Origin of the sequence: Pseudomonas sp. R5-89-07 (assembly GCF_003851685.1) — a bacterium.
Classification (GTDB): domain Bacteria; phylum Pseudomonadota; class Gammaproteobacteria; order Pseudomonadales; family Pseudomonadaceae; genus Aquipseudomonas.
Window position 1 is genome coordinate 1822715 of sequence record NZ_CP027727.1, and the last position, 12464, is coordinate 1835178.

The 12464-nt window shown below is 62.0% G+C and carries 10 protein-coding genes; 8 read left to right on the forward strand and 2 right to left on the reverse strand.

Annotation, left to right across the window (positions count from 1 at the left end; all coding sequences use genetic code 11):
• Window positions 1-95: 95 nt before the first annotated feature.
• On the reverse strand, window positions 96-1460 hold the full coding sequence (gene eat, locus C4J94_RS08395; protein WP_124385736.1) for an ethanolamine permease: 1365 nt from the start codon (window positions 1458-1460) through the stop codon (window positions 96-98).
• 412 nt (window positions 1461-1872) lie between these two features.
• Between eat and kdpF the strand changes: the two genes are divergently transcribed.
• From kdpF to C4J94_RS08425, 6 genes are all read left to right on the forward strand, one after another.
• Window positions 1873-1962 carry a K(+)-transporting ATPase subunit F gene (kdpF, locus tag C4J94_RS08400; protein ID WP_003218754.1) on the forward strand — a complete coding sequence of 30 codons (90 nt, stop codon included), beginning with the start codon at window positions 1873-1875 and terminating at the stop codon, window positions 1960-1962.
• A 9-nt stretch (window positions 1963-1971) separates the two neighbouring features.
• Complete coding sequence (kdpA, locus tag C4J94_RS08405; protein ID WP_124385737.1) at window positions 1972-3666, forward strand: potassium-transporting ATPase subunit KdpA; 1695 nt, start codon at window positions 1972-1974, stop codon at window positions 3664-3666.
• Window positions 3667-3675: 9 nt separating this feature from the next.
• On the forward strand, window positions 3676-5739 hold the full coding sequence (gene kdpB, locus C4J94_RS08410) for a potassium-transporting ATPase subunit KdpB (RefSeq protein WP_124385738.1): 2064 nt from the start codon (window positions 3676-3678) through the stop codon (window positions 5737-5739).
• A gap of 86 nt (window positions 5740-5825) precedes the next feature.
• On the forward strand, window positions 5826-6371 hold the full coding sequence (kdpC, locus tag C4J94_RS08415) for a potassium-transporting ATPase subunit KdpC (RefSeq protein WP_124385739.1): 546 nt from the start codon (window positions 5826-5828) through the stop codon (window positions 6369-6371).
• 145 nt (window positions 6372-6516) lie between these two features.
• Entirely contained in the window at window positions 6517-9168 is a 2652-nt protein-coding gene (locus C4J94_RS08420) for a sensor histidine kinase KdpD (RefSeq protein WP_124385740.1), read from the forward strand.
• A 129-nt stretch (window positions 9169-9297) separates the two neighbouring features.
• Window positions 9298-9987: a response regulator gene (locus C4J94_RS08425; RefSeq protein WP_124385741.1), complete on the forward strand. Its 690-nt coding sequence runs from the start codon at window positions 9298-9300 to the stop codon at window positions 9985-9987.
• 115 nt (window positions 9988-10102) lie between these two features.
• Here C4J94_RS08425 and C4J94_RS08430 read toward each other — a convergent pair whose 3' ends face one another.
• Window positions 10103-11140, reverse strand: a complete 1038-nt coding sequence (locus C4J94_RS08430; protein WP_124385742.1) for a patatin-like phospholipase family protein — start codon at window positions 11138-11140, stop codon at window positions 10103-10105.
• Between the two features lie 217 nt (window positions 11141-11357).
• Here C4J94_RS08430 and C4J94_RS08435 point away from each other — a divergent pair, with 217 nt between their 5' ends.
• Entirely contained in the window at window positions 11358-11636 is a 279-nt protein-coding gene (locus C4J94_RS08435; RefSeq protein ID WP_124385743.1) for a hypothetical protein, read from the forward strand.
• Window positions 11637-11682: 46 nt separating this feature from the next.
• The gene (locus tag C4J94_RS08440) at window positions 11683-12444 is read left to right on the forward strand and encodes a CHAD domain-containing protein (protein WP_124385744.1); all 762 of its coding nucleotides are present in this window, start codon (window positions 11683-11685) and stop codon (window positions 12442-12444) included.
• Window positions 12445-12464 lie beyond the last annotated feature (20 nt).

Sequence of the window (12464 nt, forward strand, 5' to 3'; positions counted from 1 at the left end):
CAGATAGCCGGGGGAGAATTTTCCCACGGTAATAACTGCTTTGAGTTACGGGCTTTCTAAGTAGTTCATTGTAGGCCCGTTCTGCCTCGCAAGCCCTATAGCCCGGTCAACATCGCATCCGCCGGCGCATCGGCGCGGTCCTGGGCGGTCAGTTGAAAGTAGATGAAACCCACGGCCATGAAGCCGAGGAAAATCAACCCGATCAGTGTGTTGAACCAGGCCATGGCCACCAGGCAAACCATGGCCAATACGAGCGCAATACCTGGCACGATGGGGTAGCCCGGTGCGCGGAAGGTACGTTCCAGCAGTGGTTCGGTCTTACGCAGTTTGAACAGGCTGAGCATGCTCATGATGTACATGACGATGGCGCCGAACACGGCCATGGTGATCATCGCCGCGGTCAGGGTCATACCGCCCAGGTTAATCAGGCCGTCGCTGTAGATCGCGGCGATGCCGACCACGCCGCCGGCGATGATGGCGCGGTGGGGTGTCTGGAATCGCGACAGTTTGGCCAGGAAGGAGGGCAGGTAACCGGCGCGGGCCAGGGCGAAGAATTGGCGCGAGTAGCCGAGGATGATGCCGTGAAAGCTCGCCACCAGGCCGAACAGGCCGATCCATACCAACATGTGCAGCCAGCCGGAGTTTGTACCCACTACAGTTTTCATGGCTTGGGGCAGCGGGTCGTTGATGTTCGACAGGGTGCGCCAGTCGCCTACGCCGCCGGCGAAGAACATCACGCCCATGGCCAGGATCACCAGGGTCAGGATGCCGCTGATGTAGGCTTTCGGAATCGTACGCTTGGGATCTTTCGCTTCTTCGGCTGCCATGGCCGCGCCCTCAATGGCGAGGAAGAACCAGATGGCAAAGGGGATCGCCGCGAACATGCCGGCAATCGCCGGGGCACCGAAGGTGTCGGAGCCGGCCCAGCCGTTCAGGGCGAAGTTGCTGAAGCTGAACGCCGGGGCAACGACGCCCATGAACACCAGCAGTTCGGCGACGGCGAGTACGCATACCACCAGTTCGAAAGTGGCGGCGAGTTTCACGCCGAGGATGTTGAGGCCCATGAATACGATGTAGGCGCCGACGGCGGCGTGTTTCGGGTCCAGTGCCGGAAACTGCACGTTGAGGTAGGCGCCGATGGCCAGGGCAATGGCCGGTGGGGCGAAGACGAATTCGATCAGGGTCGCCAGGCCGGCAATCAGGCCGCCTTTTTCACCGAAGGCGCGGCGGCTGTACGCAAAGGGTCCGCCCGCATGGGGAATTGCGGTGGTCAGCTCGGTGAAGCTGAATATGAAGCAGGTGTACATCGCGGCGACCATCAATGAGGTCACCAGAAAGCCCAGCGTGCCGGCCACGCCCCAGCCATAGCTCCAGCCGAAGTACTCGCCGGAAATCACCAGGCCGACAGCGATGCCCCATAGATGCAGGGTGCCCAAGGTGGGTTTGAGTTGTGTGTTCATTGTGAGGAGTTCCCTGAACGGTTTGGAATGATTCAAGGTGTTGCAGTGGACATGCCAGCTTGAGAATCACTGTCGTAAAGCTGCGCGGCTGTCGTTTGGGGGATGGTTTGGCGTTTGAATGTTGGCGGCGGCGCACCAGATGAGTGCGAGGGTGGCTTGGCTGGCGCCATCGGGGGCGAGCCCCCTCCCACAGGTGATCGGCGCTCGGCATGAAAACTCGGGCAAGTGGAGGAGGGGGATTGCTCACGATAGCACCTGCACAGGCGCCGAAATCCCAGGGTGTAATCGCCGCATAAAGCCACTCTTTACGCCATCTTTACGCCCCGCGCACCGCCTCGCTCTCGTTCCTTTACACCCCTCCTGCGGACAATTGCTCCACACGCGGCACTCGCCGTTAAACGGAGAAACTTCCATGAGCGTTCTGGACGGGGTGTCACTGCTATTGGCCGTGGCGCTGTTCATTTATCTGCTGGTTGCGCTGTTACGCGCGGATCGGAACTAGGAGCAGGCTATGCACAGTTATGACTATTGGCTGATCATCGCCTTCTTCGCCGTGGTACTGGTGCCGGCACCGTTTCTGGGGCGGTTCTACTACAAGGTGATGGAAGGTCAGCGCACTTGGTTGACGCCGGTGCTGGGGCCTGTCGAGAAAGCCTGTTATCGGCTTTCGGGCGTGGACGATCAACAGGAGCAAAGCTGGCAGAAATACATGCTGGCCTTGCTCGCGTTCAACCTAGCGGGTTTTTTGCTGCTGTTCGCAATCCTGTTGTTTCAGGACTATCTGCCACTCAACCCGCAGAAATTGCCGGGTCAGGAGTGGACGTTGGCCTTCAACACGGCGGTCAGTTTCATGACCAACACGAACTGGCAGAACTACAGCGGTGAAGCTTCCCTGAGTTACCTCAGCCAGATGGTCGGCCTCACCGTGCAGAACTTCGTCAGTGCCGCCACCGGCCTGGCAGTCCTGGTCGCGCTTTGCCGTGGGATCGGTCGCAAATCCACCAAGACATTGGGTAACTTCTGGGTCGACATGACTCGCGCCACGCTCTACGGCTTGCTGCCGTTATGCCTGGTGCTGGCGCTGTTTCTGGTGTGGCAGGGCGTGCCGCAGACCTTCGCCCATTACGTTGATGCCGTGACGATGCAAGGCGTGGATCAAGTCATCCCCCTGGGCCCTGCAGCCAGCCAGATTGCGATCAAGCAATTGGGCACCAATGGCGGCGGCTTCTTTGGAGTGAACTCGGCGCATCCGTTCGAAGACCCGACAGCCTGGGCCAACCTGTTCGAGCTGGCGTCGATCATCCTGATCCCGGTGGCTTTGGTGTTCACTTTCGGCCACTACGTCAAAGACCTGCGCCAGAGCCGGGCGATCCTCGCGTGCATGCTGGCCTTGTTCCTGATTGGCGGCGCGACCTCGCTATGGGCCGAGTACCAGCCCAACCCAACCCTGAACAACCCGGCCGTTGAACAAACTGCGCCGTTGGAAGGCAAGGAAGCACGTTTCGGCACCACCGGCACGGTGCTCTGGTCGGTCACCACTACCGCGGCGTCCAACGGTTCGGTCAATGGCATGCAGGACAGCCTCAACCCCCTGAGCGGGATGGTGGCGCTGGTCAACATGATGGTCGGCGAAGTGATCTTCGGCGGCGTCGGCGCCGGTATGTACGGCATGCTGCTCAACGTGTTGATCGCGGTGTTCCTCGCCGGCCTGATGATCGGCCGCACCCCGGAATACCTGGGCAAGAAGCTCCAGGCCAAGGAAGTGCAATTGTTGGTGGTGACCCTGCTGGTGATGCCGGTGGGTGTGCTTGTGCTGGGCGCCATCGCCGCCAGCCTGCCAGGCCCGGCCGGCGCCATCAGCAACCCTGGCCCCCACGGCTTCAGCCAGTTGCTCTACGCCTACACCTCGGCCAGTGCCAACAACGGTTCGGCGTTCGGCGGGTTCAGCGGCAACACCGCATTTCACAACCTGATGCTCGGCCTAGGCATGTTGATTGGTCGTTTCGGTTACATCCTTCCGGTACTGGCCCTGGCCGGTAGCCTGGCGATGAAGAAGACCGCGCCGATTGGCCAGAACAGTTTCCCGACCCACGGGCCGTTGTTCGTGACCCTGTTGACCGTGACCATTTTGCTGGTGGGCGGCCTGACTTTCCTGCCGACGCTGGCGCTGGGTCCTATTGCTGAACACCTGAGCATGGGCTTCTAACAAGGGGATATGAAAATGAATATGCCTGTAAATAATGCGGCCCCGGTCAAAGCCCAGGAACCCGCCAAAACCGCGATGTCCGCCCTGTGGCGCCCGGCGCTGGTCCAGGCGTTCGTCAAGCTGGACCCGCGCCAACTGCAGCGCTCCCCGGTTATGTTGGTGGTCGAGCTGACCGCCATCCTCACCACCGTGCTGTGCTTTGTGCCCGACACTGCCGTGCCGACCTTCGTGGCCGTGCAAATCGCTGTGTGGCTGTGGTTCACCGTGTTGTTCGCCAACTTCGCTGAAGCTTTGGCCGAAGGCCGTGGCAAGGCCCGTGCCGATAGCCTCAAGGCCGGCAGTGAAGGCCTGAGCGCACGCCGCAAGGAGGCCGATGGCAGCTTCAAAGTGGTACCGGCCATCAGCCTGCGCAAGGGTGACGTGGTGCGAGTCGCCGCCGGCGAAATGATCCCAGGCGACGGCGAGGTGATCGAAGGTATCGCCGCCGTCAACGAAGCGGCCATCACCGGCGAATCGGCCCCGGTGATCCGAGAGTCCGGCGGCGACCGTTCGGCCGTCACCGGCAACACCCGCCTGGTATCGGACTGGCTGCTGATCCGCATCACCGCCAACCCCGGTGAGTCCACCCTGGACCGCATGATCGCGCTGGTGGAAGGCGCCAAGCGCCAGAAAACCCCCAACGAAGTTGCGCTGGACATTCTGCTGATCGGCCTCACCCTGATCTTCCTGCTGGTGGTGGTGACCCTGCAGCCGTTCGCCCACTTCGCCAATGGCAGCCTGCCCTTGGTATTCCTGGTCGCACTGCTGGTGACGCTGATTCCTACGACCATCGGCGGCTTGCTGTCGGCCATCGGCATCGCCGGCATGGACCGTCTGGTGCGTCTCAACGTGATTGCCAAGTCCGGTCGCGCGGTGGAAGCGGCGGGGGACGTGCATGTGTTGCTGTTGGACAAGACCGGCACCATCACCTTCGGTAACCGTCGTTGCTCGGCAGTGGTGGCGGCGCCGGGCGTCAGTGGCCGGGAAGTGGCGGAAGGTGCGCTGTTCGCCTCCCTGGCCGATGACACGGCGGAAGGTAAATCCATCGTCGAATACCTGCGCGCCTTGCACCCACAGGCAGAGCCGACGCTGGAAGAGCTGACCGCGGTCCCCTTCAGTGCCGAAACCCGGTTGTCAGGTGTCGACTACCAGGGCCGCGTCTTCCGCAAGGGCGCGGTGGATTCGCTGCTGGCGTTTATCGGCCAGCAACGCGACGACCTGCAGCCGGCGTTGTCGCGGGAAATCGACAAGATCGCCCAGAGCGGTGGCACGCCATTGCTGGTGTGCGCCGATGGCAAGTTGCTCGGCGCGATCCACCTGAAAGACGTGGTCAAGCCGGGCATCCGCGAGCGTTTTGCCGAGCTGCGAAAATTGGGCATTCGTACCGTGATGGTCACCGGCGACAACCCGCTGACCGCCGCCGCGATTGCCGCCGAAGCGGGCGTGGATGACGTGCTGGCTGAAGCCACCCCAGAGAAGAAACTCGCGCGTATCCGCCATGAGCAGAACGACGGCCGCCTGGTTGCGATGTGCGGCGACGGCGCCAACGACGCACCGGCGCTGGCCCAGGCCGACGTCGGCATGGCGATGAACGATGGCACACAGGCTGCGCGTGAAGCCGCCAATATGGTCGATCTCGACAGCGATCCGACCAAACTGCTGGACGTGGTACAGATCGGCAAGGAGTTGCTGGTGACCCGCGGCGCGCTGACCACCTTCTCCATCGCCAACGACGTGGCCAAGTACTTCGCGATCCTGCCGGCGCTGTTCGCCTCGATCTACCCGCAACTGGGCGTGCTCAACGTCATGCACTTGCAGAGCCCGCAGAGCGCGATCCTGTCGGCCATCGTGTTCAACGCGTTGATCATTGTAGTGCTGATTCCCCTGGCCCTGCGCGGCGTGCGGGTGCAGGCGGCGAGTGCGGCGGCGTTGTTGCGACGCAACCTGCTGATCTACGGCCTGGGTGGGCTACTGGTGCCGTTTGTGGGCATCAAGGCGATCGACATGCTGCTGACGGCGCTGCACCTGGTTTGACCCGCGGTCCTTTGTGGTGAACGTGCTTTGGTCGTTCCCAGCTCTGCGTGGGAACGATCCAATCGAGTCAATGTGAGGAGTTTGAAATGACCAACATAATCCGCCCGGCCCTGAGCCTGCTGGTGCTCATGACCCTGATCACCGGCGTGGCCTATCCGCTGGTAGTGACCGGCGTCGCGCAAGTCGCCTTCCCGGACCAGGCCAACGGCAGCCTGGTGCGCGATGCCAGTGGCAAGGTGCGCGGTTCCAGCCTGATCGCCCAGGATTTCAGCGGTGATAGCTGGTTCCATCCACGCCCCTCGGCCGGGGCGTACGCGACCGTCTCCAGCAGCGCCAGCAACCTGGGCCCGAGCAACCCCGCGCTGGCCACGCGTATCTTCGATGATGCGAATAAACAACAGGTGCCTGGCCAGGGGCCGGTACCGTTGGCCTCGCTGACGACCTCCGGCAGCGGGCTTGATCCACACTTGCCACCAGCGGCAATTGCCTATCAACTGGCGCGTGTGGCGGCAGCGCGAAATGTGCCAGTGTCGACTTTGCAGCGGTTGCTGGATGAACACATCGAAAGCCCGCTGGTGGGTCCGCCTGTCGTCAACGTACTGGCACTGAACATGGCCCTGGAAAAACTCTGAACCCCTGTGGGAGGGGGCTTGCTCCCGATAGCGGAGTTTCAGCAAACACTATTTCAGCTGAACCACCGCAATCGGGAGCAAGCCCCCTCCCACATGTGATTTGCATTGAGCCTGACTACTTTGATACCTGAAGGACACTATCCGCATGAGCGACTCCGGCCGCGCCGACGCCCTGCTAGCCGATCTGCCCCGCAACGGCCGTGGCCGGCTCAAAGTTTTCCTCGGCGCCGCGCCCGGCGTGGGCAAGACCTACGCCATGCTCCAGGCGGCCCACACCCAGCTGCGCCAGGGCGTCCCGTTGATTGCCGGGGTGGTCGAGACCCACGGCCGTGCCGAGACGGAAGCCTTGCTCAGCGGCCTGCCGCAACAACCGCTGTTGCGCAGCGAATACCGTGGCGTGATGCTCGAAGAAATGGACCTCGACGGCCTGCTCGCCGCCAAGCCCAAGCTGGTGCTGGTGGACGAACTGGCCCATAGCAATGCGCCCGGCAGCCGGCATGAAAAGCGCTGGCAGGATATTCAGGAATTGCTCGCTGCGGGCATCAATGTGTTCACTACCGTCAACGTCCAGCACTTGGAAAGTCTGAATGACCAAGTGCGTGGCATCACCGGTGTGCAGGTGCGTGAAACCCTGCCGGACTGGGTGCTGCAAGAGGCAGACGAGCTGCTGCTGATCGATCTGCCGTCCCGCGAATTGCTCGAGCGCCTGCGCGACGGCAAGGTGTATGTGCCAGAACAGGCGCGTGCGGCCATCGATGCGTTTTTCACCCAGACTAACTTGATGGCCTTGCGCGAGCTGGCCATGCAAACGGCTGCCGCTCATGTCGATGATGACCTGGCCCAAGGGTATCGCCAACTCGGGCAAGCTGCGCCAGCGGTACGTGGTCGTTTGCTGGTGGGCATAGATGGCGACGCCCAAGCCGAACGGCTGGTGCGCCACGCCAGCCGAGTCGCCCAGCGTCGGCATCTGCCCTGGAGCCTGGTGCATGTGGACAACGGTCGTGCCCGGGATGAGCAATCGCGCCTGCGCCTGCAAAACGCCCAGCAACTGGCCGAGCGGCTGGGTGGGGAAGTGGTGTTGCTGCGTGCCGGGGAGGTGGCCAAGACGCTGATCCAGCATGCCGCCGAACGCCGCGCCAGCCTGGTGCTGGTGGGGCAGTCACGTATGCGTTGGCGTCGACGGCTGTTCGGCGGCGGCCTTGCCGCGCGCTTGTTGCGCAATGCGCGAGGGTTGGAAATCAACGTGCTCGACAGCGACGACGTTCCCGCACCGCCGCGCCTGCCGGATGTGCGTGGGCTGCGCTGGTTCGACTACGCCTTGGCCGTGCTGGCAACCGTTGTCGCGGCCGGCGTGGCCTGGGGCGTGTCCAGCGTATTGCCGTTGCCGAATATTTCGCTGGTGTTTCTCGCGGCGGTCCTGCTGGTGGCGGTGCGCAGCAGTCTGGGGCCTTCGCTGGTGTGTGCGGCGTTGTCGTTCATGACCTACGACTTTCTGTTTATCCCGCCGAATTTTTCCTTTGCCATCCAGCGTGAGGAGGATGTCCTCACGCTGTTGTTTTTCCTGCTGATGGCAGCGCTCACCGGCAACCTGGCCGCACGCCAACGTCGGCAATTGCAGGCGCTGCGCGATACTCAGGAAGAAACCAGCGAACTGCTCGACCTGTCACGCAAGCTTACTGCAGCCACGGATCGCCAGGCCGTTGTCAGTGCGGCGGCTCATCACCTGCAAGGCTGGAACGACTTGGACTTATGCCTGGTCAATCGCGACGGCCAGGGCGGCTGGGTGATCGAAACCGGCGGCCCGCTGACCCTTACCGAGGCTGAACGTGCCGCTGCCGACTGGGCTTGGCAGCACGATCAACCGGCAGGCAAGGGCACCGGCACCTTGCCGTTTGGGCGTTGGTGGTGGTGGCCGTTGTCGGGCGAAGAGGGGCCCTTGGGTTTGCTCGGTGTCAGTGCCAAACCGGGCCTGGAATTGAGCGGCCAACGCCGTCGGCTGCTTACCGCCTTGAGCCAGCCGCTGGCCCAGGCGCTGGCGCGGGCACAACTGGGGCAGGAGTTGGAGTCCGCGCGTTTGCACGGCGAAACCGAACAATTGCGCAGCGCCTTGCTCGCCTCCGTATCCCACGATTTGCGCACGCCGCTGACCTCCATGCGCGGCAGTATCGACAGCCTGCTGGCGCTGGGCGAGGCAATCCCTTTGGAGGATCGTCGCGAATTACTCGAAGGCACCCGCGACGAGGCCGAGCGTCTCGACCGCTATATCCAGAACCTGCTGGACATGACCCGCCTGGGCCACGGCGCGTTGAAGCTGGCACGCGATTGGGTCTCGCCCGGCGATATCGTCGGCAGCGCGCTTGGCCGATTGCGCGCAGTGCTGGCGCCGTTGCAGGTGAGTACCGATGTACCGCCGGAGCTGCCATTGCTCTACGTGCATGCGGCATTGATCGAGCAGGCCCTGGTCAATGTAATGGAAAACGCTGCGCGCTTTTCACCGCCCCAGGGCCGTTTGCAGTTGAGCGCTGGCGTAGCGGACAACCAGTTGTTTTTCGCCGTGGCCGATGAGGGACCGGGGATTCCCGAGGATGAGCGTGCGAAGATCTTCGACATGTTCTACACCGCTGCCCGAGGTGATCGGGGAGGACAAGGCACCGGCCTCGGCTTGGCGATCTGCCAGGGCATGGTTGGCGCGCACGGTGGGCATATCAGCGTGGCGGATGGCATTGACGGGCGGGGCACCTGCATCACCCTGTTTCTGCCATTGCCGACGCAGCCTGCGCTGGAGCAAAACCTGTAGGAGCGAGCTTGCTCGCGAAGGTCGTTAACGATAATGATGGCATCCTGAATGCACGCGGAGCCTGTATGTTTTTCGCGAGCAAGCTCGCTCCTACAATGGTTGGTTTTTAATGAATTTTTATTGGACACCATGAGCCAGACCGCGACGATTCTAGTCATTGATGACGAACCGCAGATCCGCAAATTCCTGCGCATCAGCCTGGCCTCCCAGGGCTACAAGGTAGTTGAAGCTGGCACCGGCAACGAAGGCCTTGCCCAGGCGGCGTTGAGCAAACCGGATTTGCTGGTGCTTGACCTCGGCTTGCCCGATATGGACGGCCAGCAAGTGCTGCGCGAGTTTCGCGAATGGTCGACGGTGCCGGTACTGGTGCTGTCGGTACGGGCCAGCGAAGGGCAGAAGGTCGAAGCCCTTGATGGCGGCGCCAACGACTACGTGACCAAGCCCTTCGGCATCCAGGAATTCCTCGCTCGTGTGCGCGCCCTGTTGCGCCAGGCGCCGGCGGGCGAGGCCCAGGAAGCGGCGTTGAATTTCGGCCCGCTGACGATCGACCTGGCCTACCGCCGCGTCCTGCTGGACGGCGCCGAAGTGGCGTTGACCCGCAAGGAGTACGCAGTGCTGGCGCAACTGGCGCGGCACCCAGGGCGGGTGATTACCCAGCAGCAATTGCTCAAGGATATCTGGGGCCCGACTCATACCGAAGACAGCCACTACCTGCGCATTGTGGTGGGGCATTTGCGCCAGAAACTGGCGGATGATCCGACGCAGCCGCGGTTTATCGTGACGGAGGCGGGGGTGGGTTACAGGTTGTTAGAGGCCTAGATCGTTGGCGCCTGCCCTGGCGTCATCGCAGGCAAGCCAGCTCCTACCTTTGCAATGCATTCCCCTGTAGGAGCCGGGCTTGCCCGCGATGGGGCCATCAGCAACGCCGACAATCTCAAGACTGTTCACTCTCATACCGATCCAACGTATCGCTGGCAATTTCCCGCCCCAACGCGATCAATTCCGGAGCCTTGTAGAACTCGAAAAACCGGCACACCCGCTTTGGCACGTTGATCAGCACATCTGGCGGGTAGCCCGCGATTTTGTACTGTGCCAACGACGTTTGCATCACCTCGAAACTCTGGTTGATCAGGTCCAACAGTGAGGCCGGCCCCACGTTGTCGATGATGAACGAGCCCGTGGCCGACTTTGGCGCACCGGGTTTTTCCGGCGCGGCGGCGGGTTGCTGGGATTCCGGCTCGGCGGACTCCAGCCACGGGTTGATTTCGGCGGCCTGGGCCTGCAAGGCTTCCTGCTCGAGCTTCATCAACTGCTCTGCCTGTTTGCGCCGAAACGGCAGGTGCGAACCCAGTGATTTGGCCAGGCTGTTGAAGCGGCTTTTGAAGGCTGGCGGGTGTTGGATCACCGGCAAATGGTAGTGCTTCTGGTTGGTGGCGTTGAGGTTGACGGCAATGATCAGGTCGCAATGGCTCGACACCACCGGCACGATGGGCAGCGGGTTGAGCAAGCCGCCGTCCACCAGCATGCGGTTGCCCTGCATCACCGGTGTGAACAGGCTGGGGATCGCGGCGGACGCACGCATGGCCTGGTGCAGGCAGCCTTCCTGGAACCAGATTTCCTGCTGGTTGGTGAGGTCGGTGGCCACTGCGGTGTAGGGAATGCGCAGCTCTTCGATATTGATTTCGCCGACGATTTTGCGGATCTGCCCGAACACCTTTTCACCACGAATCGCGCCCAGGCGAAAGCTCACATCCACCAGGCGCAATACGTCGAGGTAATCGAGGCTTTCGATCCAGCTTCGGTACTCGTCCAGCTTGCCGGCTGCATAGATGCCGCCGACCACGGCGCCCATCGAACAGCCGGCAATACAGGCGATGTCATAGCCGCGTCGTTCGATTTCTTCGATCACCCCGATATGGGCGTAGCCCCTGGCTCCGCCGGAGCCCAGCACTAAGGCAACACGTTTCTTCATGACCAGATCCTTCGCAAAACAGGTGCCCACAATGCACCCATCCAGGGGGCTGCTTCAATCCTCGGTAAGCCTTGGCAATATTTTTCCAGAATCGCGACTAGGCTCGGGTATGCTCTGACAATAGGTATTACCGATTTCAGGCTAAGGACAGGCACTTTTCCCTGTAGGCAACGTCTACAGGCTACGACAGATTTTTGTATATTTTGAGGTGTCATCAATGAAAGCCTGGATGTGTGTGCCTGTGATCCTGTTGGCCTTGGCTGGCTGTGCCGGGAAAACCGCGTATCGCGACAGCTGCGGGTCGCAGTTGGATGCCGCCTGGAAAGAACTGGACCTGGCCAAGGCCGAAGGCTTTGCCGGCACCGTCAGTTACTCCAAGGCGTTGTCGCTGCTGACAGGAGCCAAGACCCAGCAGCAATTCGAAGCGTTCGAAGGGTGCGCCAACAAGGCCGAGAAGGCGCGCTTCTATATCCGTGAGTCACGCGCCGGGCGTTGATTTCGTCAGCTGCGCATAAGGTTTGTCATTGCAAAGGGAGGGCAGGATGTCAGCGCTGATCAACCAGTTGGTCGCTCAGGTCATTGGCCTGGAAGTAGGGATACTGAGCTGCCAGGCTCGTCTTGCCGCCGTCACCGATGATGAAGCCCTGCATGATCTGCGCACCACTGTGCGCCGCCTGCGCAGTCTATTGCGCCCTTTGCGCGGGCTGCCAGGTGTTGAGCAACTGGAATCGGCCGCCAGTGCGGTCGGCCAATTGACTACACCGCTACGTGACCGTGAGGTGCTGGCGGCGTATTTGCATCGGCAGGGTCACCATGACGCGGCTGATCGGCGTCTGCGCCTGCAACCAGATGCCTATCGGCAGGTGGCGCAGAGCCCCGAGCTGGCCCACCTGCTGCTGATCCTCGATGCGTTTCCCCGGTTCATCCGTGCCTCCCAGCATCAGAAATTGCTCAAGGGACTGCGCTCGCGTATCCAGAAACGCCTGGCCAAGCAATGGAAGACACTCGCTCATGCGCTGAAGGATCCGGAGCATGATCGCCACCGTTTGCGCTTGCTGATCAAGCGCGTGCGCTACGCTGCCGAGGCCTATCCCGAGCTGGAGAAATTGCCTGCCAATGCCCTGTCGGGTTTGAAAAAAGCCCAAGGCGCACTGGGTGACTGGCATGACTGCTGGCAGTGGCTGATCCAGGCCGAGCACCAGGCTGACCTGCAACCCTGTGTGGCGACCTGGCGTGCAACCATGGTCAAGGCCGAGGCGCGGGCGGATCGGGTGCTGGACAAGCTCAGCGCCAATTTCTTCTGAACCGGTCCGGCTTTTGGCCG